Source organism: Paraburkholderia phenazinium (genome assembly GCF_900141745.1).
Taxonomy (GTDB): domain Bacteria; phylum Pseudomonadota; class Gammaproteobacteria; order Burkholderiales; family Burkholderiaceae; genus Paraburkholderia; species Paraburkholderia phenazinium_B.
The window spans coordinates 1964533-1986468 of the sequence record NZ_FSRM01000001.1 but is presented as its reverse complement, the minus strand read 5'-3'; the positions used below and the strand labels follow the sequence as shown (position 1 = coordinate 1986468).

At 61.3% G+C, this 21936-nt stretch carries 19 protein-coding genes; 5 read left to right on the top strand and 14 right to left on the bottom strand.

The window, feature by feature from the left end; genetic code table 11:
* Window positions 1–196: 196 nt before the first annotated feature.
* Together BUS06_RS09255 and BUS06_RS09250 are read right to left on the bottom strand one after the other, a co-directional pair.
* Window positions 197–889 (bottom strand): HAD family hydrolase, encoded by a 693-nt coding sequence (locus BUS06_RS09255; protein ID WP_074263997.1) that lies wholly within the window; start codon window positions 887–889, stop codon window positions 197–199.
* A gap of 113 nt (window positions 890–1002) precedes the next feature.
* On the bottom strand, window positions 1003–1815 hold the full coding sequence (locus tag BUS06_RS09250) for a hypothetical protein (protein ID WP_074263996.1): 813 nt from the start codon (window positions 1813–1815) through the stop codon (window positions 1003–1005).
* 97 nt (window positions 1816–1912) lie between these two features.
* On the opposite strand from BUS06_RS09250, the gene BUS06_RS09245 reads away from it, so the two are divergent.
* Window positions 1913–3679 carry an ABC transporter substrate-binding protein gene (locus BUS06_RS09245; RefSeq protein WP_167379379.1) on the top strand — a complete coding sequence of 589 codons (1767 nt, stop codon included), beginning with the start codon at window positions 1913–1915 and terminating at the stop codon, window positions 3677–3679.
* A 22-nt stretch (window positions 3680–3701) separates the two neighbouring features.
* On the opposite strand, the gene catC is transcribed toward BUS06_RS09245, so the two are convergent.
* The 3 genes from catC to BUS06_RS09230 all read right to left on the bottom strand — a co-directional run bounded on the left by catC (window position 3702) and on the right by BUS06_RS09230 (window position 6197).
* The gene (catC, locus tag BUS06_RS09240) at window positions 3702–3992 is read right to left on the bottom strand and encodes a muconolactone Delta-isomerase (RefSeq protein ID WP_074263994.1); all 291 of its coding nucleotides are present in this window, start codon (window positions 3990–3992) and stop codon (window positions 3702–3704) included.
* 87 nt (window positions 3993–4079) lie between these two features.
* Window positions 4080–4988 carry a catechol 1,2-dioxygenase gene (gene catA / locus BUS06_RS09235; RefSeq protein ID WP_074263993.1) on the bottom strand — a complete coding sequence of 303 codons (909 nt, stop codon included), beginning with the start codon at window positions 4986–4988 and terminating at the stop codon, window positions 4080–4082.
* A 51-nt stretch (window positions 4989–5039) separates the two neighbouring features.
* Entirely contained in the window at window positions 5040–6197 is a 1158-nt protein-coding gene (locus tag BUS06_RS09230) for a muconate/chloromuconate family cycloisomerase (RefSeq protein WP_074263992.1), read from the bottom strand.
* A 103-nt stretch (window positions 6198–6300) separates the two neighbouring features.
* Between BUS06_RS09230 and BUS06_RS09225 the strand changes: the two genes are divergently transcribed.
* From BUS06_RS09225 to BUS06_RS09215, 3 genes are all read left to right on the top strand, one after another.
* Window positions 6301–7188, top strand: coding sequence for a LysR family transcriptional regulator (locus BUS06_RS09225; protein WP_074263991.1), 888 nt, complete (start codon window positions 6301–6303; stop codon window positions 7186–7188).
* A 254-nt stretch (window positions 7189–7442) separates the two neighbouring features.
* The gene (locus tag BUS06_RS09220; protein WP_074263990.1) at window positions 7443–9188 is read left to right on the top strand and encodes a methyl-accepting chemotaxis protein; all 1746 of its coding nucleotides are present in this window, start codon (window positions 7443–7445) and stop codon (window positions 9186–9188) included.
* A gap of 305 nt (window positions 9189–9493) precedes the next feature.
* On the top strand, window positions 9494–11236 hold the full coding sequence (locus BUS06_RS09215) for a thiamine pyrophosphate-binding protein (protein ID WP_074263989.1): 1743 nt from the start codon (window positions 9494–9496) through the stop codon (window positions 11234–11236).
* An 80-nt stretch (window positions 11237–11316) separates the two neighbouring features.
* On the opposite strand, the gene BUS06_RS09210 is transcribed toward BUS06_RS09215, so the two are convergent.
* From BUS06_RS09210 to BUS06_RS09185, 6 genes are all read right to left on the bottom strand, one after another.
* A complete protein-coding gene (locus tag BUS06_RS09210) occupies window positions 11317–12018 on the bottom strand; it encodes an ABC transporter permease subunit (RefSeq protein WP_074263988.1) in 702 nt (233 codons plus the stop codon).
* Window positions 12018–12758 (bottom strand): amino acid ABC transporter permease, encoded by a 741-nt coding sequence (locus BUS06_RS09205; protein WP_074263987.1) that lies wholly within the window; start codon window positions 12756–12758, stop codon window positions 12018–12020. Before BUS06_RS09205 ends, BUS06_RS09210 begins: the two co-directional genes overlap by 1 nt.
* A 55-nt stretch (window positions 12759–12813) precedes the next feature.
* Window positions 12814–13713, bottom strand: a complete 900-nt coding sequence (locus BUS06_RS09200; RefSeq protein WP_074263986.1) for a glutamate/aspartate ABC transporter substrate-binding protein — start codon at window positions 13711–13713, stop codon at window positions 12814–12816.
* A 62-nt stretch (window positions 13714–13775) separates the two neighbouring features.
* On the bottom strand, window positions 13776–14516 hold the full coding sequence (locus tag BUS06_RS09195; protein ID WP_074263985.1) for an ABC transporter ATP-binding protein: 741 nt from the start codon (window positions 14514–14516) through the stop codon (window positions 13776–13778).
* Between the two features lie 71 nt (window positions 14517–14587).
* Window positions 14588–15454 carry an ABC transporter ATP-binding protein gene (locus tag BUS06_RS09190; RefSeq protein ID WP_074263984.1) on the bottom strand — a complete coding sequence of 289 codons (867 nt, stop codon included), beginning with the start codon at window positions 15452–15454 and terminating at the stop codon, window positions 14588–14590.
* Window positions 15455–15465: 11 nt separating this feature from the next.
* Window positions 15466–17289: an ABC transporter permease gene (locus tag BUS06_RS09185; RefSeq protein ID WP_074263983.1), complete on the bottom strand. Its 1824-nt coding sequence runs from the start codon at window positions 17287–17289 to the stop codon at window positions 15466–15468.
* Window positions 17290–17518: 229 nt separating this feature from the next.
* On the opposite strand from BUS06_RS09185, the gene BUS06_RS09180 reads away from it, so the two are divergent.
* Window positions 17519–18700, top strand: coding sequence for an ABC transporter substrate-binding protein (locus BUS06_RS09180; RefSeq protein WP_074263982.1), 1182 nt, complete (start codon window positions 17519–17521; stop codon window positions 18698–18700).
* 58 nt (window positions 18701–18758) lie between these two features.
* On the opposite strand, the gene BUS06_RS09175 is transcribed toward BUS06_RS09180, so the two are convergent.
* The 3 genes from BUS06_RS09175 to dmeF form a co-directional block, all read right to left on the bottom strand.
* Complete coding sequence (locus tag BUS06_RS09175; RefSeq protein ID WP_367946952.1) at window positions 18759–19478, bottom strand: phosphatase PAP2 family protein; 720 nt, start codon at window positions 19476–19478, stop codon at window positions 18759–18761.
* 422 nt (window positions 19479–19900) lie between these two features.
* Entirely contained in the window at window positions 19901–20458 is a 558-nt protein-coding gene (locus tag BUS06_RS09170) for a sugar O-acetyltransferase (RefSeq protein WP_074265989.1), read from the bottom strand.
* 182 nt (window positions 20459–20640) lie between these two features.
* Window positions 20641–21930 carry a CDF family Co(II)/Ni(II) efflux transporter DmeF gene (dmeF, locus tag BUS06_RS09165; protein ID WP_074263981.1) on the bottom strand — a complete coding sequence of 430 codons (1290 nt, stop codon included), beginning with the start codon at window positions 21928–21930 and terminating at the stop codon, window positions 20641–20643.
* Between the last annotated feature and the right edge of the window lie 6 nt (window positions 21931–21936).

Here is a 21936-nt window from a genome sequence, read left to right as displayed (position 1 = left end):
GTGGTCACAATTCCACGGGCGATCGTTGCAGAAAGCAACATAATAAGGGTTAACCCTAGAAACAATTATGAGTTCGCTGCATGCCAAGGATGCCTTTTGCCCATCCGCCCGGCAATCCCGATTCCGTCGTCCACGATTCCAGTTTTCAGACGCCGGGTTTTCTTATGGAGGCTATTCCTTTGTTCCTTGTTATCCGTCAGGCGTTCACCAGCCGCCATTGCGCGAGCAAGGCCGGCAACTGCTCCATGTCCTCGAACACCAGCGCGACGCCGACTTCGCGCAACGCGTCCGGCGTGCTGTGGCCAACGTTGGAGGGTGCGTAGCCGAACACCGTCGCGCCCGCTGCCAGGCCGGCCGTTGCACCCGTCACCGTGTCTTCCACCACCGCGCAGCGTTTGGGGTCCACCCCCAGGCTGCGTGCCGCCGCCAGATACACATCGGGATGAGGCTTGGTGTGCGGCATTTCGTGTCCGCTGAAGACGCGGCCTTCGAAGTAATCGAGCATGCCGGTCTTCTGCAATTGCATCTCGACCTTGTGCCGGTCGGCGCCCGACGCAACCGCGATGCGGCCGTCCAACGCTGTGTGGAGGGCCTTTACCGCCGCAGCCGCGCCATTGATCGCCACGAGTTCACGTTCGAGCGCCGCGTTGCGGCGCTCCCTGAACTGCGTCAGCCACGCCTCCGAGATGGCGACGCCCGTGTTGGCCTCGATAAGCGACGCCTCGTCGCGCACCGCCTTGCCCATGAACACGCGCATCGTTTCTGCGACGCTGATGGGCCAGCCAAGCTCGCCGAGCATCTGCGAGAGCACGCGGTTAGTGATGAGTTCTGAGTCGACGAGCACGCCGTCGCAATCGAAAAGTACCGCGTCGAAGGGGAAAGAAGGCATTCTGACTATCGCTGGAAAAGGTCTCGAAGCGATAGAGGATACTTTAGGTTGGGGTTCGGCGTGAGTGGCGCGGGTCGTTGCGTCGACGGCCTTTCGGAAGACCGTCGACCGCGTTAGTCCTCTTTCGAGCGGTCGATCGACAGAATGTCGCGGTAGCTGCCGTGCATGGATAGCAGGATTAACGCGCTGATTAGCGGTGTCAGCACGAGCGCGCGGATCGGCATCGGCGCAACCGGCACGAGCATCGCGTCGGCAGCCAGTACTGCGGCGTACACCAGGGCGACCGGCCCGTTATGAAACATGGCGCGCAAGCTCGTCAGCATCGCCTCGAGCGGCGGACGTTGCCGCAGAACGATCAGCGCCGGCGCAAACCACACTGCCGCAATGGCGACTGCAAAAGCGACCGCGTGCAGAACCGGGCAGAGCGCAGCCGTCCGATCGTTAGCATGGCCAAAGATGATCGACAGGCTGTGCGCGCCGCCTGGCATCATCGACGCCGTCAGCTTCACATGAAGCAGTGCGAAGGAAAGCACATATCCCACTGCCACAATCGCCGCGGCAGCCAGCACCACGGTGAGCAGCGCATCGCGATGACGTATAAGCGCCGCCAGAGTCGAGCCAAAGCGCTGCCGTTGCACACCACCGATGCCTGCGGGCGTGAGCAGGATTGCTCCGCCAAGCACCGCCGGCAGCAGCACGGCTAGCCGTTGAAACGGCACGGCAAGTTCAAGCGCCGTTGCGAGATCGGCGCTGGCGAGAATCGTTGCAAGCCACATCAAGGGTTGCGCACAGGCGAGGCTAAAACCATAGGTCAGCCACACTCCGATGCGGGTAACGCTCGCGCTGCGAATCCCGTGACCTAGGGGGCCTCGCGCGCTCCGGGCGACGCCGCTCTTGTCGTCAATGTAGAGTTCTTGCCGATTCATGATCGTGTCCTTTCCTTTTTCCACCGCGCGAAGACCACATCGCAGTTGGCCACGCGTCGCTTTGCGGCACGCTCGCCGCCTTCGAACCCACCGCCTGTTGACGGTATCGACATCATGGTCGACAAAGAGGAAAATAAAAACGGACGACTTCAGGAAATTAATTTCCTCTTTTATGCGCCTTATCGACCAGTTCCAGAAACTACACACGTTGCTGGCAAAAACGCCGGAGCAGCCCGGCTTGCCCGCGCTCGCAGACACCTTGAACTGCAGTGAGCGCAACGCGCGGTTGTTGCTGCGCAAGATGGAGGAGAAGGGTTGGTTGCACTGGGAAGCGGCGCGTGGCCGGGGCCATTTTTCGCGCCTGACGATGCTCGCCTCGCCACAACAGGTAGCTTTGGATCATTTATCGGGCTTGCTGGCCGATGGTGAACTGGAAGAGGCATTCGCAAGCCTCGATGGCGAACAGCGCAAGCTGCTAATGGCACGACTTCCGGACTTCCTGCATGCACCGCAGGCCAGCGGCTCGCGTAACCGGCTTCGGATACCCCTGGGTCACCCCATCGAGGCGCTTGATCCAACCGGCATTACCACCAGCACGGAAGGTCATCTGGTCGGCCAGATATTCTCGCGACTCACCGAATTCGATCGGACTACGCAGCAACTGATGCCCGGGCTTGCCCATTACTGGGAACCCGAAGACGACGCGAAAACCTGGCACTTCTGGCTAAGACCGGGCCTCAGCTTCCACGACGGCAGCGAAGTGGAAGCGGAAGACGTACGGCAGACCCTATTGCGCGTACGCGACAAAGCGGGAGATTCCGCCTACCTCTACGAGCATCTCGACGCGATAGAGATTGGCGACGGCCGAAGGGTCACGTGCCATCTGAAATTCACCGACTATCTGTGGCCCCACTCCCTCGCTGCCCCCTCGGCATCGATCATCCCGAGAAACCGGAGCAGCGACTTCTCGCTCATGCCGGTGGGCAGTGGCCCCTTCAAAGTGACGCGCCGTAGCGAGTACCGGCTAACGCTAACGGTGTTCGAAGACTACTATCGCGAGCGTGCGCTACTCGATGAGATCGACCTTTGGGTCATTGCGCCATCGGAAGAAAGATCGGCATTCGATCTCCATTTCGGCTACACCGGCTCCAGCTCGAAGACAGAGCACCAGGTTGCACAAGTTCTGCCCGGGTGTACCAGTGTGAGTTGCAATTCCAGCCGCCCGCTTCTGGCATCAGCCGAGCAACGATTGGCGCTGGCTGACTGGCTCGCCCCGAGCGTTCTGATCGCGACCGACGACGAGTCACGACAGCCTGCGTCAGGTCTGCTTCCAGACTGGCAACATCGGGTAGCCGCTCCGCGCGGCCGGCCACCCATCCCCGAACACACCAGGTTGACCATGGTGACGATAGGAATTATCGGCCGTCTGGCGGCGTTGACCGAGTCAATAAAGGAAAGGCTTAAGGAAGCAAAGATTGAACTGGACGTGGTCGCGTTGAGCGTTCCGGAATATCTGCGGTATGAATGGCTTGACTCCGCCGACCTGGTATTGCAAATCGAACCGCTCAACAATTACGCCGATCTGGACTGCTATGGGTGGTTCTCGTCGAACCCTATTCTCCAGAAATGGAGCCCGCCAGCGCGCCGTCTGCTCATGGATAAACAGTTGCGGGCGATCCGCGCAACCGCCGACGGCGAAGCGCGCATGCAAGCGTATGCCGGGATCGGTAAGCAGTTGGTGATGGAAGGACTGCTGATACCGATCTCACATGAAATCCTGCGTGTTCAGGCCGCAGCGCACGTGGGCGGGGTCAAGAACCTGGCGTTCGGGCTCGCGCCGTTTGCCGATCTTTGGTTGCGGTAGGGAATATACTCAGGACGCCCGATCAACGGTCATCGTCGCGAACCGATGACGGATGGCGGCATAGCGCCCGCACTTCCACATCCATATACGGAAAGAGCGGCAACTGGCTGAGCACGTCGTTCAGATGCGCGGGACTCTCCACGTCAAAGATGCTGATATTCGCGTAGTGGCCGGCGATCCGCCACAGATGCCGCCACACCCCCTCTTCCTGCAGCTTTTGCGACATCGCCTTCTCGTCGGCCTTCAACCGCGCCGCGCGCTCGGCGTCCATGTCATGCGGCAGATTGACGGTCATCTCTACGTGGAACAGCATTGTTAGCTCCTTGATGTGCAGACGGCCCCGATTGCGCGGCGAAGCATGCGGCGGGGCCGATAAAAATCAACGCGGTGGTTGTGCGCCTCAAGCCTCGGCGCGCAAGCGCTCGACTTCGGCGCCCGGCAGGTTATCGCGGTCCTTGAAGAGCGTGAAGTCGAAATCGATCAGCGCAAAGTTGCCGTCCACGCCATACGGTTTGCCTTGCACACCTTCGGCCTGTTTGACGGCCGGCACCAGACCATCGCGCGTGGCGAACGCAAAGTCGTCCCACAGATACGGATCGCCGTCGATGTTGATCTGCGTGGTCAGCTTGCGAAATCCCGGCGCGGAGACAAAGAAGTGGATATGCGCCGGACGATGCCCGTGACGGCCAAGCTGATCGAGCAGCAGTTGCGTCTGGCCTTGCGGCGGTACGCTGTAACCGACCGGCACCACGCTGCGGAAGCTGTAGTTGCCGCTCGCGTCCGTGCGGATCGAGCGGCGCAGATTGAAGGCCGGTTGCGATTTATCGAAGTACGAGTAGTTGCCGAGATGGTTCGCGTGCCACACTTCAACCAGCGCATTCGCGAGCGGCTTGCCGTCTTCGCCCAGCACCCGGCCGCGCATCACCAGCGTCTGACCGGGATCGGTGCCGTCGTCGAGCCGTGCATGGCCATCGGACACCGGCGCGCCGGCCACATAGAGCGGGCCTTCGATCGTACGTGGCGTGCCGCCTTCGATACCGGCTTTCGCTTCTGCTTCATCGAGACGCAGATCGAGAAAATGCTCGAAACCAAGCCCCGCGGCCAGCAAACCCAACTCGCCGCTCTTGCCCGCATCGCCCAGATAGTTCAGCGCGGTCCAGAATTCGTCGGGCTGCACGTCGAGCTCTTCGATCGTGTAAAACAGATCGCGCACGATACGGTTGACGATCTCCTTGGTGCGCGGATTTCCTTCGCTGGTGGCGCTGTCGTTGATCTTGTTCAGCAGCGCGTCGATGGCTTGCCTGTTCATGGGGTATCTCCTGGTTAAATGTTATGGATGACTAATGTGTTTCAAAAAACGCTAGCTCATGGCGACGCTGGCGCCCCTGGACGTATCGCGCCGCAGTCGCTCGATCTTGCTCCAGTCGAGCACGATGCCGAGACCTGGCCCTTCTGGAAGTTGCAGCGAAAAATTCTCGTAGCGCAACGGTTCGGTGAGAATCTCTTCGGTCAGCAGCAAAGGGCCGAACAGTTCGGTGCCCCACTTCAGTTCACCGAACGTACTGAAGAGTTGCGCGGATGCGATCGTGCCCACTGCGCCTTCGAGCATCGTGCCGCCATACAGGTCGATGTCCGCAGCGGCCGCGATCGCCGCTACGTGCGCCGCGCCGGTGAGGCCGCCTGATTGGGCGATCTTCACCGCGAACACATTGGCGCCCCGCTCGCTGGCGATAGCAAACGCATCGGCGGGACCGTGCAGCGCTTCATCAGCCATGATCGGCACATGAGCCAGATCGGTCAGACGTTTGAGACCGGCGCGATTCTCCGCGGCGACCGGCTGTTCGATCAGGGCCACACCGGCATCCGCGAAACGTCGGGCAGCCCAGATCGTTTCGGTTTCGGTCCATGCCTGATTCACGTCGACCCGCACTTCACCACGTCCTGCCAGCGCGTTCCTTATCGCAACGACGTGCGCCACGTCGTCGGCGAGCGCACGCGCGCCGATCTTCAGCTTGAATACACGATGACGCTTCGCTTCGAAGACACGCTCGGCTTCTTCGATATCGCGCTGCGTGTCGCCGCTTGCGAGCGTCCATGCGACGTCTACCGCATCGCGTACACGGCCGCCGAACAGTTCGGACAGGGGCACGCCGAGGCGCTGCGCCTGGGCGTCGAACAACGCGGTTTCAACGGCGGATTTGGCGAACCGGTTGCCCTGATACAGCGTACGCAGCTTCGTCATGGCAACGCCCGGCCGGGTCGCATCCATACCTTTTAGCAATGGTGCGAAGTAAGTATCGATATTGACCTTGATGCTTTCCGGGCTCTCTTCGCCATACGCGAGGCCACCAATGGTGGTGCCCTCGCCTACCCCTGATACGCCGTCGGCGCAGCGAATCCGAACCAGCACCAATGTCTGGTGATTCATCGTTGCAACCGAGAGCCGGTGGGGCCGAATCGTCGGTACATCGACGAGAATCGTCTCGACGCTCTCGATCATCACGGGTGTTGCTATCATTCGTTGCACTCCTGCACTGCTTTGCTGAGGTCTCCATCTTAGGAACAAAGCCACGTAGCAGTCCAACACCGATTCCGACTACTTTCATACCTTAGGGGTATGCATGGAAATTCGCCAACTCCGCTACTTCGTTGCGGTCGCGGAAGAAATGAACATTACGCGGGCCGCGAATCGCCTCCATATGACGCAGCCGCCGTTGAGCCGGCAGATCCAGCAGATCGAGGAAAGCGTGGGGCTCGCGCTGTTCGAGCGTGGCGCGCGGCCGTTGCGGCTGACCGAAGCCGGGCGCATTTTCTATACGCAGGCAAAGCGGCTGATTGGCGAGGCTGACGAGCTTGCACCGCTGACGCGGCGGCTCGCGCAACTGGCCGAGCGGATTGTGATCGGCTTCGTGCCGTCGACGCTATACGGTGCGTTGCCCGCGGTGATTCGCGCGTTTCGCGAAGCGGCGCCGCTGATCGAACTGTCTCTGATCGAAATGTTCACCATCGAGCAACTCGGTGCGCTCAAGGGCGGACGTATCGATGTGGGCTTTGGCCGCCTGCGTTTCGATGACGCGCAGCTTGCGCGCGAAGTCCTCGTCGAAGAACGGATGATCGCCGCGCTGCCGCAAGATCATCCGCTCGCGCGGCAGAAGAAAGCCTTGACGCTCGCCGCGCTTGCGCAGGAGACCTTGATTGTCTATCCGAGCACGCCGCGGCCGAGTTACGCGGATCAGCAACTATCGGCAATGCATGATCACGCGCTGGAGCCGAAAGCGGTTCATGAAGTGAGGGAATTGCAAACCGCACTGGGCTTGGTCGCAGCCCAGGTTGGGGTGTGTCTCGTACCGGAGAGCGTAGAAGGGTTGCGCGCGCATGGGGTGGTCTACCGGGCGATTCCGGCAGCGCATGCTGTGTCGCCGATCATCATGAGCCGGCGACTGCAGGATGAATCGCCGGCGACTACGTTGCTCTGTTCGCTGGCGCGGGAGTTGTTTCGCGCAGGATGAGGTGTCGCAATGGCATCGATCCAATCGCTTACAAATTAATAACCTGAAAGCAAAAAGTCAGACGCAATCGTTTGCCAGAAACAATTCCTCTGAAGAATCCATTTCTGTTGCCGTTAACCCTAGTATGAAGCACCCGTCGCCCCACCAAGTCCGATCCGGATTGAGCGGGGCAACGGCATTGCCGACTATCCGGCGACGCGCGAGCGCCGTCGGATCTGTTTCTTTGTTCGTTTTTTCCACTCGACACAGCGACTATGAATTTCGGCAAGATGAAACTCGGCGCCAAACTGATCAGCGCCTTTATTCTGGTATCCGCCCTTAGCGCCATCGTCAGCGTGATCGGCGTCCGCAATATGGGGCAAATCAGCGCTAACGCAGACACGACCTATCGGCTGGATCTCGTTGGCCTTAACCTGATCCAGCAGGCGAATGCCGATGTGCTGCGGGTCGGCACCTATCTGCGCAACGCCATTCTGGCCTCCACGGCCGACCAGCGGACAGCCTCTCTGGCTCAGGCCGAAAAGGCTCTGGCTTCGGCGCGCGGGCACCTCGATCAGGCCGAGCCCCTCGTCTACACGGAGAAAGGGAAAGCGACCTTCGCCGATCTCGATCAGAGCTGGCACGACTACATTCAGGCCTTCGATGAAATGAAAGGCCGGATCAACGCCGCGGGACTGCAAGATCAGGCCGGTCTGACTGGATATTTGTTGGGCGAATATCACGAGAAGGGTTTCAAGACCCTGGTGCTGATGGGCAACCTGGTTGACGTAAAGCAGGCCGACGCACAGGCAACGGCTGGATCTAATGACGCCGTGTACGCCCAGGGCCGCAATCTGATGCTTGTTCTGGTGGCCCTGTCTGTGTTGATCGGCGTGGGAGTCGGTGTCTGGGAGGCACGCAGTCTCACCCGGCAACTGGGATCCGAGCCGGCCACGGCTGCCGATCTGGCCAGAAGCGTGGCAGCCGGCGATCTCAGCGTCAGCATCGAGCTGCGGCCTGGCGACACCGACAGCCTCATGGCATCGCTGAAGGCGATGCGCGATGCCCTCTCGAAGGTCGTGGCAGAAGTTCGCGAAAACGCCGAGGGCGTGGCCACCGCGAGTGCGCAGATCGCGCAAGGGAATCTGGATCTGTCGAGCCGCACTGAGGAGCAGGCGGCGTCGCTGGAAGAAACCGCCTCGAGCATCGAAGAACTGACTGCCGGGGTCCGCCACAACACGGACAACGCCAGGCAGGCAGCAACGCTTGCCGGTACAGCCTCCGGCATCGCGCAACAAGGCGGCGAGGTCGTCGGGCAGGTGGTCGAGACGATGCGCGAGATCGCCATCAGCTCGACCAAAATGACCGAGATCATCAGTGTGATTGAGGGGATCGCCTTCCAGACCAACATCCTCGCGCTCAATGCAGCGGTCGAGGCGGCTCGCGCCGGCGAACAGGGACGAGGCTTCGCCGTAGTGGCCGGTGAAGTCCGCGCGCTCGCGCAACGCAGTGCCAGCGCGGCAAAAGAGATCAAGGATCTGATTGCCGACTCGGTCAACCGGGTGGAAACGGGCTCGTCGCTTGTCGAGCGGGCGGGCGATACGATCAAGCAGATCGTCGACTCGGTCAGGCGTGTCACCGACATCGTGGGTGAAATCTCATCGGCGTCGCAAGAACAGAGCACCGGCATCGAGCAGGTCAACCAGGCCGTCAACCAGATGGATCAGGTCACCCAGCAGAATGCGGCGCTGGTGGAAGAAGCTTCGGCGGCGGCCCAGTCGATGGCCCAACAGGCCCAAGGGCTGCGCAACGCGGTCGCCTTCTTCAAGCTCGACGGCCGTCAAATCGCTTTGCCGCGCGCGAGCGTGCCGCGGAAAGAACCGCGTCGGGCGGAGCCGCGGATTCGCGCGTCTGCCCCTGCGATGTTGCCAAAGCCGACCACGCCCCCCGTTCAGACAGCCAGCAGCAAAGCCGGAATCACGACGAGCGCCGGTGAGTCTTCCGGCTGGCAGACATTCTGAACGGTCTGAACGCCGAATAACACCTCGCAGTTCTCGCCCCAGCCATTGGGGCAGTCAATGCGAGCGACGTCATAGCCAGCGAAGAGTACTCACGGATGGAGACACGGGTCCGCTGCAAACGGGCCCGGAAGCAGCACGAGACGCGGTTGCAGCCGACCTGCAGCGCGTTCAGGGCCGTCTCGCCGTCTCCACATGCCGGTTGCCACCGGCTTCGTCACGTTGCTGTCCGATGACCAGACGTGACGACCGGATGAGGGATAGTGAGATCCGATTAACGGTTTCTGCTCGGATCGTACTCGAAAAATATGGAATCACACTCGCTATCAAACGTATCGAAAACGGTCGTGAAGTCGTTGGAGTCGGCAAACATCGACTACGTCTTCATCGTCCCGGGAAAGATGATCTATCCGCTGCTGGACGCCATTGGCAACTCGCCGTCCATTCGCGGAATCATTTGCGCTCATGAGACTGGGAGTGCCTTCATGGCCGACGGTTATGCGCGCGCCAGCCGAAAATTCGGCGTGTGCGTGGCGATTTCCGGGCCCGGCACCATGAATTTCGTGCCCGGTATGGCGGCAGCTCAGGCAGACCGGATTCCCATGCTCTATCTCGCCGGAGGTGTCTCGTCGCGTGCAGAAGGCAAAGGTGCGTTCCAGGACGCTACGTTGAGCGGCATTTTCGAAAGCGGTGTGGTGAGAAGCCTGGTGGGAGATGTCGTCGAACTCAAGAACAGGGAAAATCTGCAGGCCGAAATGCGCCGTGCAACTGACGGATTGAACTGGATGCGTCGGGCGCGATCTTTCGTCAGCATTCCTGTCGATGTTCAGCAGCAGGAAGTTCTGCCGGGCCAGGACGTAACACGGCAACCGTACGATCACGGTGACTTCAATGCATGCGAGGTGCCTGCGAACCGCGCCGCGCTGGATGCCTTGTGCAACCAGTATCTGCTCAAATCGAAGCGAGTCGCTTTCCTGATCGGTAGCCGCGGCAATGACGCGGAAACCGCCAAAGTTCTCCTCGAGGTGGCGGAGAAATTTTGCATCCCCGTTGCAACCACCCTGGCGGGAAAAGGCGCGTTTCCCGAGGACCATGTGCTTTCGCTCGGCATCTACGGATTTTCAAGCCATTCGCGGGCCGTTCGCGTGATCAACTCGGACGAACTCGATGCGCTGGTCGTCTTTGGCAGCGACCTGAATCAGCGCGACAGCATGAACTGGACTGAGAAGCTGGCTGCCCACAAGGAGCTGATCATCTTCGACGACAGCTTCGAGGCGCCTGCGACGGGGCACCTCGCGCGCGGCAGAATCTTCTCCGGGATTCGCGCTACATTCCGCTTGCTGGGCCAGATGGACATGGACCGGAGCAGCGACTTTCACACCGTGCTGGAAAGAAGAAAAGCGTGGGTCGCCGAGGTCAACCAAACCCCGTTGTACGACCATCAGCTCGAGAGAATCGGTGTTGCGGGTTCAAGCGGCGATCGATCGCTTTATCCTGGCGACGTAGTCAAACGTTTGTGTCAACTGCTGCCAAAGGACACCAACGTCGTCGTGGATTCCGGCGCCCACCGGATATACATGGCCCATTATTGGCTCTCGTCGGGTATGGGCAACTATTTTTCCTCCAGCACCCTCGCCCCGATGGGTTGGGCAATCGCCGCCGGCATCGGAGTCAAGCTCGCTGCCCCCGAGCGCCCGTGTGCGGTCGTGACCGGAGACGGATGCATGCTGATGCACGGAATGGAGATCCAGACCGCCGCCCGCTACGGGGTAAAGATACTTTACGTCGTGCTGAATAATTCCGCGCATGGCGCGATCCATATCGACGCGATCAGCAACGGCTCCATTTCGGAGCAATTCACCCGGCTCCCGCGTCATGACTGGACCGCTTTTGCCTCTTCACTCGGGGTTGCGGCGCGTACGGTCGAGCACCTCGACGACCTGGAGCATGCGCTGAACGAGGCCGCGCAATCCGACGGTCCATTCCTGATCGAAGTGGTGACCGGTGTCTTTCCAGCACCCAACCGGTACTACGCGGAATGCGCGGCTTGAATCTGAAAACGTCTGCCGGATAACCATGCGCGCCGGCAATCCGCAGTGCGGCTACGGTCGCGCGGCGGCGGCATGCCGGCTCACAACGTCAGGCTATCCGCAGCGACGCCAAGGCGGCGATGCAAACGCTGGACCACGGCCGACATCACCGTGCATGCAACGAAATAGCATGCACCAGCGAACAGGATCAACTCGACCGTCGTCCCATCCCGTGCGCCGACGTTCGATGCGATCGTGAAGAAGTCACCGAGTCCGATCACATAGACCAGCGAGGTGTCCTGAAAGAGGATGATGGCTTGCGTGAGCAGCAGCGGCACCACCGCCCGCAACGCCTGCGGCAGCACGATCAGCAACATGCCCTGCAACGGCGTCATGCCGAGCGCCAGTGCGGCCTGATTCTGTCCCGCTGGGATGCTATTGATTCCCGCGCGAATAATCTCCGCGTAGTAGGCGGCCTCGAACAGCGAGAACGCGATCAGCGCGGACACGCGGCGAATGTCGGTGCTCGCGGGAAGATGCAGCAACGCCTGCAGCAGTTGCGGCGCAACCAGAAAAAAGCCGAGCAGCACGACCAATAGCGGCACCGCGCGAAAAGCCGTCACGTAGGCCCGCGCAAACGCCGCAAGCGGCCGCGAACGCGACAGACGGCACAACGTCAGCAGCACCCCAAGACAAAACCCCGCGATCAGGGCGACCACCGTGATTTCCAGCGTGATATGCAACCCGCGGCTCAGTTCGGGCAAATCTTTCGGGATGACTGACCAGTGGAAGCGATAAGCCATCATCGACCATCCGAACCAAAAGAGAGCCGGACCGACCGCTCGATGCGCCGCCCCGCGAACATGATAATGCCGGTCAGCAGCGCATAGCCCACGACGATGGCGAGGAACGACTCGTACGACTGCGACGTGTAATCGACCATGCGCTGCGCCTGCGCGGTCAGTTCGAGCACACCGATCGTGGAAGCAACGGAGGAGTTCTTGACGATGTTGAGAAATTCGGACGTCAGCGGCGGCACGAGGTTACGCACTGCCACCGGCAACAGCACATAGCGGTAGGTCTGGAACCGGCTGAGCCCGAGCGACAGCCCTGCCGCCCACTGCCCGGCCGGCAGCGCCTGCAGACCCGCGCGCACCTGCTCGCATACGCGCGCCGAGGTGAACAGGCCGAGGCAGACAACCGACGCCAGCGCGGCGGATTCCGTGGGCGGCATATGCTTGATCGCGGTGCCAAGGTGTCCCGGCAGCAGTTCGGGAACCGCCCAGAACCAGATGAAGAACTGCACGATCAGCGGGATGTTGCGGAACACCGCCACATAGGTGGCCGAGAACCCGTACAGCCACCTGCCGGGCAGCGTCCGCACGATGCCCATCGCCGTGCCGATCGCCAACGCGATGATCCAGCCCGCCAGCGCGATACCGACGGTCGCCTCCAGCCCGGCGGCAATCCAGCCGAGGTACGTGGTCGGCTCGCCGGTTGCGACAGGCTGCACGAACACCGCCCAATCCCAACGATAGCTCATGCCCGCTCCACGTCATGACGGCCGGGACGACCGGCGAATCGCGCACGCACTCTGGTTAGCTCAGCGGCTTGTCGTTCGGAGCCTTGAAGAGCGTCTTCAGATCGTCGCTCTCCGGCAGATGCAGGTTGAGCCCATTCGGCGGAATCGGCCCGTCGAACCACTTTTTGTACAGCACATCGGCCTGACCCGAGGTCTGCAGGCGTGTGACGGCATCGTCGACCACCTGCTTGAAGTCCGGATCGTCCTTGCGGAACATGCAGCCGTAGGCCTCTCTCGATTGCGGCTTGCCGACGATCACGTAGTCGTTTGCATCGGGCGACTTCGCCCGTTCGCCCGCGAGCATCGCATCGTCGAGCATGAAGGCGTCGGCGCGTCCCGTCGACAGCGAGAGGAACGATTCCGCCACATCCTTCTGGGTCGTGATCGTCATGCCCAGGTTCTGCTCGGTGTTGAGCTTATGCAGGATCGGCTCCGAGGTCGAGCCGGCGTTGGTGACGACCGTGCGCCCCTTGAGGTCGGCGAAGTCCTTGATGCCCGAGTCTTTCTTCGTCAACAGGCGCGTGCCGATGACGAAAATCGTATTGGAAAAAGCCACCTGCTTTTCCCGCTCCACGTTGTTCGTCGTGGTCGTGCATTCGATATCGATCGTGCCGTTCTGCAGCAGCGGTATACGGTTCTGCGGCGTGATCGCAACCGTGCGCACGGTGAGGTTCGGCAGATTCAGTTTCTTCCTGATGCCGTCGACGATCGCCAACGCGACGTCCTGCGAATAGCCGAGGGGCTTCTGCTGATCGTCGAAATACGAGAACGGCACCACGGCGGGGCGCACGCCGAGGACGACCGTCCCGCTCTCCTTGATTTTCTGTAGCGTGCCCGTGCTTTGCGCGTGGGCGGATCCGGCTGCTAGCAGCGAAGCGGCAAGCAGCAATCGAAGCGTCTTCTTTCCAATCGTCATGATGGTCTCTAGTGGTCTGGTTGGGTGCTGGATGGCCTTGAGTAGTATTGACTGATGTTGATTCACGATGCTGTGTTCGCCGCGAGCGGACCGCCAAGATAAGCGTCGCGAATCCGCTCGTCGCCAAGCAACGACTGCGCGTCGCCGGACAGGACCACGCGTCCTGTCTGCAGCACATAGCCGCGATGCGCGATCTGTAACGCGAGGCTCGCGTTCTGCTCCACCATGAAGAACGTCACGCCTTGCGCGTTGATGGTACGGATCAGCTCCAGCACGCGGTCGACGTAAAGCGGCGACAAGCCCATCGTCGGCTCGTCCATGCAGACGAGCGAGGGGCGGCTCATCAGCGCGCGCGCCATTGCCAGCATCTGCTGCTCGCCTCCGGACAGCGTACCCGCGCGTTGTGACAGACGCTCTTTCACGCGCGGAAACAGCTCGAGCATGCGCTCGTAATCTTCGTCGATCGCCTTGCGGTCGCGGCGTGTAAACGCGCCCATCAAAAGGTTCTCGCGTACTGTCATGTCGCCGAACAGGCGCCGCGCCTCCGGCACCGAAGCAATGCCGCGCCGCACGATCTGTGCGGTCGATAGCCCGTCGAGCGGCTGCGATTCGAATCGTATCGTACCGGCGCGCGGTTTGTGCAAGCCGAGGATCACCTTCATCGCGGTCGACTTGCCGCTCGCGTTGCCACCGAGCAGACAGACGATCTCGTGCCGCGGCACCTCCAGCGTGACACCGAAGTGCACCTGGCTTTGTCCGTAGAACGTATCGATGCCGTCAAGCTTCAGTAAGGGTTCTGCCATGGTACGGTTTATACGGTTCGCGTGGTTTGGATGATTCGCATGCTTCGGTCTGCGAGACACTCGCTCGACATTCACGCCACCGCCGCGCGCTGCGATGCATCGCGGCCGACCTGCCGGTGCCCGAGATAAGCCTCGATCACCGCTGGATCGTTGCGCACTGCATCCGGCGCACCCGATGCAATCTTGCGGCCGTCATCCAGCACGATCACACGGTCGGACAACGTCATCACGAGTTCGAGCTTGTGTTCGATCAGCAGGATCGTCGTGCCCTCGCCCTTCAGTTCCAGCAATAGCGCGAGCATTTCTGCGGTTTCGGACTCGTTCATGCCGGCGGTCGGCTCGTCGAGCAGCAGAATGCGCGGTTGCAGCATCAACGCCCGGGCAATCTCCACGCGTCGCCGGTTTGCGTACGACAGGCTGTGCGCCGGCGAATCGATACGCGGCATCAGGCGGCTGCCGAAACGCGCGAGGATGGCGCGCGCTTCGCCATCGAGCCGCTCCTGTTCGCGGCGCACGCCCGGCGGCGCAAACAGCGCCCGCAGCAGTTCCGCCACCGCCCCCACGCCTGGCAGTCCGCGCCGCGCCAGTTCGAGCCGCGCGTGTGCACCGATCAGCACGTTGTCGAGCACGCTCAGGTTGCCGAAAACGCGGCCGTGCTGAAACGTACGGGCGACGCCGCGCGCCGCGAAGCGCTCCGGCGCGAAGCCGGTCACATCTTCGCCGTCGAAGCGGATCACGCCTTCGTCGGGGACGTCCGCGCCGCTCAGCAGATTGAAGAGCGTCGATTTACCGGCGCCATTCGGACCGATCACGCTAACGCATTCGCCACGCGCGACAGAGAAACTCACATCCGCCACAGCCGTGACGCCATCGAAACGGCGCGTCACGCGCCGCACGTCGAAGAGAATGTCGGGGGATGTCCCGGCCGGATGATCCATCGCCGCCTCCATCACACGGTGCCGAACAGGCCCTGCGGCCTGAAGCGGACTAGCAACAGCAGAACGATGCCGTAGACCAGCATCCGGTACTCGGCGGCAAAGCGGAACAGTTCGGGTAGCCCGATGAGCGCCGCTGCACCGGCAATCGCGCCGATCACGTTGCCCAGGCCGCCGAGAATCACCATCGTCAGCGCGAGGATCGACACCTGCGAATCGAAGGTCTGATAGTTGATGTAGCTGTACTGATGCGCGGCGATCGCACCCGCGACACCGGCAGCGAGACCGCCAAAGGCGAACGCCATCGCCTTGTAGCGATTCGGCCGGATGCCGTAGGCGCGCGCCGCGACGTCATCCTCGCGGATGGCCCGCCACGTGCGCCCCAGATGCGAATGCAGCAGACGGACCTGAACCAGTGCGAAGCCAACCAGAATCGTCAGCGTGAACCAGTAGGCAGAGCGTGCGTCGTCGAGTGCCCAGCCGAATAGCGACAGCGGCGGGATGCCGGAGACGCCGATCGGACCACGCGTCAGGCTGTCCCAGTTCAGCACCACGAGACCGACGATCTCGCCGATGCCGAGCGTCGCGATCGATACGTAGTGCCCGCGCAGGCGGAACGACGGGTACACGAGCAATGTACCCAGCACCGCGGTCAAGGCGCCCGCGAGCGGAATCGTCACCGCCGGCGACCAGCCGAGATCGACCGACAGCAAGCCCGACGCATAGGCGCCGATCAGTAGCAGCGCCGCGTGTCCGAGCGAGATCTGCCCGACCGTGCCCGCCACCAGCGTCAGGCTCAGCGCGAGCAGGCCGTAGATCCAGCCGTTGGTAAGCGTCTGCAGCACATAGGCCGACGGCGCCACGAACGGCAGCGCAAACGCCGCCAGCACCAGCACGATGAGCACTGATCGCGGCAGCTTCAGCGCCAGCCGGTTCGACAGGAAGGTGCCCGTAAGCGGCTCGGGCGGCAGCCGGCGGTTCGAGCTGAACAGACCATTCGGGCGCCAGACCAGAAACGCGAGCAGCAGTACGAAGGCGAACAGATCGCGGTAGCTCGTGCCGAACATGGCGACACCGTAACTCTCGACGAGGCCCAGCAGCAGGCTGCCCGCGATCGCGCCGGGCACATTGCCGAGGCCGCCGATCAGCAGGGCGACGACACCCTTGAGCGTCGCCTGGAAACCCATCGAAGGGTCGATGCTGTTGTAGTACATACCGACGAGCAGGCCGCTCAGGCCGCCGAGCGCACAGGCGATGGCAAACACCGTGCGGTTCACGGCGTTCACGTCGACGCCCATCTGCTGCGCCGCGTCGCGATCCTGCGCGGTGGCGCGCACCGCCCAGCCGAGCCGCGTGTAGCGCAGAAACGCGTAGAGTACGCATGCCGCGCCGCCGCCGATCAGCGCAATCAGCACGTCCAGTGAGCCGATCGTCGCGCCGCCTATCACAACCGTCCAGTTCGGCAACGCAGCCGGTACAGGGCGGGGATCGGGGCCGAACACCAGTTGCGCGAGCTGGTCGAGCACGAAACTGATGCCGATCGTAGCGAGCAGCGGCGCAATGCGCGCCGCGCCCTGCAGCGGCCGCAGGCCGATGCGCTCGATCGCAATGCCGAGCAGCGCGCAGGCCGCGATCGTCGCCGCGAACGCAACCGGTAACGGCAACGCCAGCCTCGTCAGGCAGAACCAGCCGACGAACGCCCCGATCATGTACACCGAGCCGTGGGCGAAGTTGATCAGATGGGAGACACCGAAGATCAGCGCGAGCCCCACCGCCAGCAACGCATAGATGTTGCCGACGATCAGTCCGTTGATGGTGTATTCGAGCCACGCGCCCATAGCGATTTCATTCCCCTTTCGTGACGCAGCGGGCCGCAAACCGTCCATCTAAACACGAGGAAAAAAACCCGCCAACCAAGATTCGCGCGAATGCTTATTCTTTTTGGTCTGAAATACTTATGCGCCTACGCTGCGGCGCGAATATCGATATCTGAATCGATTCGTTGAGTCCACGCCGCCCGCATCGCAGACTCGTTGTTTTGCCTCGAACTTGCGGAGAGATGTTCTCATGAACCTGTTGCGTACGAGCGGCTCGCGCCGTCAACTGCTGCGCTGGCTTGCAGCTTCCACCCTCGCCATTGGCGTTTTGCACGCGCCGCTCGCGTCAGCGGGCAGCGCAACCGGTACGCCGGTGTACTTCGGCGTGAGCGGACCGCTGACGGGGCCCAATGCCCAGTACGGCGCCCAATGGAAAGCCGGCTTCGACCTCGCGCTGGACGAAATCAACGCGGATGGCGGCATCAACGGTCATCCGCTGCAATACGTCTTCGAAGACAGCCAAAGCGACCCACGGCAAGCCGTGACGATCGCGCAAAAGTTCGTCTCCGATCCGCGGATCCTGATCGAACTCGGTGATTTCTCCAGCCCCGCTTCGATGGCGGCATCGCCGATTTATCAGCGCGCCGGTCTCGTCCAGCTCGGTTTCACGAATTCGCATCCGGACTTTACCAAGGGCGGAGACTTCATCTGGAGTCCATCGGTCAGCCAGGCCGACGCGCAGCCGTTGATCGCGGATCTCGCCGCGAAAGAAGGCCTCCATCACGTCGCGGTGCTGTACCAGAACACCGATTGGGGCCGTGCAAGCAAGGATGTGTTCGTCAAGGCTGCGGCCTCGCGTGGCGTTCAGGTGGTCGCGGCAGAAGGCTATCAGACGACCGACAAGGACTTCCGCGCCACGCTCGTGCGCGTGAACGGCGCGCATCCGGACGGGCTCGTGCTGATCTCCTATTACGCCGACGGCGCGCAGATCGTGCGGCAGGCGCGCGAGAGCGGCATCCACCTGCCGGTGGTGGCTGCGGGTTCGGTGTACTCGCCGAAATTCCTCGAACTGGGCGGCGACGCGGTGAACGGAGTAGCGACCAATACCAACTTTTTCCCCGGCGATCCGCGCCCTGAGGTGCAGCGCTTTGTGCACGGCTTCGAGGCGAAATATCATCGCGAACCGGATGCGTTCAATGCGTTCGCGTATGACGCCACCATCATTGCGGCCTACGCGCTGCGCACGGGGGGCCTCGATCGTAAAGGCGTGAGGGATGCGCTGCCGAAACTGCACGACGTGCCGAGCGTCGTGTTCGGCAAGGCGAACTTCGATCCGAATACGCGTCGGATTGCCGGCGTCAAGAGCATTGACCTCGTGGTGCGTAATGGGCAGTGGGCTGAACTCGGTAACTCGACCGTCGCGGCGAAGTAATTATTCGCCGGAAGCTGCGGTTGAAGCGCTAACTATCCTGGACGCGGGTGATACAGCGTTATCCGTGAAGCACATGTCGAAAGATGGATTGCGCAAGCTCCCGCGGCTCGTCGAACGTGGTCGCAAGCTCAAACAAGATGACAAACAAGCCCGCATACGAAAAGTTTGGATACCTATCGATGAGTCGAACGATGGCCGGCGCAAATCGCTCCATGATCGGTTTTCGCGTTACAACACACGTAACGCTAACGCCAAGGAGAATTCCGGCCAGAACATCGCTCGGATAATGCAGGCCCAGATAAACGCGCGGAAGACAGATAAGAAAGACACATTGCAGAAGCGCAAGCACGCCCATCCATCTGGAGACGAGAAAGATGCCGATCGCGACGGCAGACCACAGCATCGCATGGTCGCTCGGAAACGAACTCCAGGTCCGAAGAACTGCCTCCGGAGTGGCGGCTATTGGAAACGTCAGGAGCAGGCTGCTGTCGTAGAGCGGTCTCTGGCGGAAGGGCAAATAGTGCGCCAGAACCCTGCCAATGAAAAGTGCCAGCACACCGCTCAGGACGGTGGCGATGACCATTTCCCGTTGCCACTGCCGGCGCTCGCTTGTGTCGAACCAGACGGCACACAGCATGGCTAATGGCAGCACGCCTTTGAACAGATAGAAGTCCGCAACGTGACTGACCGCATGACCGTAAGTCGCTGAGTGCATCGCACCGTGCGTCAGGAAGGTCAGTATCGCCGAGTCAAAGCCGTTGATGAATTGACGGAGCATATTGGTTTACGAATCGCCTGCTTGTTGGAATTATGGTGTACGGGAATCGAGCGCACGGCAGGCACCCGCCCCCGAGGTGAGCCGCTTTTTCCGGACCCCGCCGGAACCTGCCGCAATTAATGCACTTTGCAGTCCGTTACTACGTTTGCGAGCGCACACACGTTCACAAAATGATCACGGGCACCAGCGAAGTCTGCGGCCGGCAGCACAATACTTGGTTCTGCGACATAGTTTGGAAACAGGTTGGGCAGCGCCGATTGGCGCTTTGCGCTGATTACATGACGCAAGCAATATGTAATAGACGCAGCAGTCGCGCGAACGTCGATTCGTTCGGCCAGTCTGCACTATCGCGCACTGCCAGGTTTTCTCGCCGATCCCTGAAGGATTTCCTGACACCCGAATCGACCTTTTGCAGACGCTCCTCAGTCAGCAATCGAACGAATGACCCTCGCCGGATTTCCACCTACGAGCGTATTCGGGGGGACGTCCCTCGTAACGACTGACCCTGCAGCAACCACCGAGTTCTCGCCTACCGTTACGCCACCGATGATGGTCGCGCCGGCGGCGATCCAGACGTTTTTCTCAATCACGATGGGCTTTGCGATTACGCCGGCGCGCCGCCGGGAAGGTTCAATGGGATGGCCAGACGTGATGATGCTCACATTCGGCCCAATCATCACATCGTCGGCGATGTCGAGTCCGCCAAGGTCATAGAAAGTGCAATTCTGATTGATGAAGACATTGCGCCCGACATTGATATCGACCCCGCCGGTTGTGTAGAACGGAGGGATCAATATGAAACTTTCGTCCACCTTCTTGCCGATGAGATCGCTGAACAAGGCCCGGACTTCGTCGGCATCGTTGAACGTCAAACGGTTGAGCGTCGCGGTGATCGCCATCGCTCGTTTGACGTTTGCTGACATGGCCGCTGATTCTGGAGTTCTTCTGGGAATCAGTTTGGCGCGGTCGTCATTTGGCATTGGTGAGTTTCCTTCTTTGCTGTCGAGCTGGCGGTCGGCGGAGGACGGTTGCTGTGCGGTCACATTGCTCAGCCCAATGTTACGAATCAAGCGTTTCGCCTGAAGCTCCGCGAGCGCCGTCAAAGGCTCTTCGATTCTTCGATGTCACCCTCAGTCGGCGCTGGTGACTTGACTGCCCGCTGTCAGGCCGCCGCCTGTAACGGTTGAACCTCAACAGTGACGTGAGACAGCCCCTTGAAGCGTCTGAGCACCGCATGATAGAAGCGCGAGTCTCGCTGGGTTTCATCCGTTGCCACTGACACCACGGCGCTCATGTGACCGGGGCCGACCCGCCATATATGCAGGTCGACCACCTTGTCGCCGCGGTCCTCGATCGCGTGACGCACGTTCTCCGCCATGCGCCGGTCGGGGTTCATGTCGAGCAGGATCGCACCCGTGTCGCGCATCAGGCCGTACGACCAGTTTGCAATCACCAGCGCGCCGATGACACCGGCGAGTGGGTCCATCCAGAGCCAGCCAAATGCGCGTGCCAGTACGAGACCGATGATAGCTAGCACTGAGACCGCCGCATCCGCCATCACATGGATATAGGCGGACCTGATGTTATGGTCGCGCGTCGCTGCTTCATGCTCGTCGTCGTGGGATTCATGTTCTTCGAATTCGACTTCGTGCTCGCTGTCCGGCATTCTCACGATGACCCTGAAGGCGTGCGGCTCAGGAATATCTTCCATCGATTCCAGATACCCGCCACGGTCCGCCATCGCGAATACCTGCTCTGTCCCATCGGGCCGCACCGTCGTAACTGAAACGGCAGAGGCATGCAGCCGCGAACCGTCCGTCGCTGGCGCAATGCGGAAAACGGGTGGCACGCCGTCCTCAAAGATGGAAACGGCAAACACGCCGGATGAGGCGAAAATCGTCTTCACTTCCGTTTCGTGGGCGTGGTCATCATGACCATGACCATGCCCATGGCCGTGTCCATGGCTATGACCGTGGCTATGTCCGTGATCGCCGCCGCTCAGCAGCCACACGCTCGCCAGATTGACAAGCAGGCCGACCACCGCGATGGGAATGGCTTCACCGAAATGAATGGATACCGGTGACAGAAAGCGCGAGACCGCCTCGTAGCCAATCAGCACCGCGATCATCGCGAGCACGATGGCACTCGTGAACCCTGCGAGGTCACCAAGTTTGCCGGTGCCGAACACGAAGCGGGTGTCGCTGGCATGCTTACGCGCGTAGGTGTACGCAAGCGCTGCAATCAACATCGCGCCGGCATGCGTCGACATATGCAGACCGTCGGCGACGAGCGCCAACGACCCAAACATACTGCCGCCGACAATTTCAATCAGCATCATCGCGCTGCATAGTGCAATCACGGCCCACGTCTTGCGCTCGTTCTTTTCGTGACCGGCGCCCAGAAAGATGTGGTCATGTCCTGCGCCGAATGCAGCGTCTTTGAAATCGCTCATCTTTAA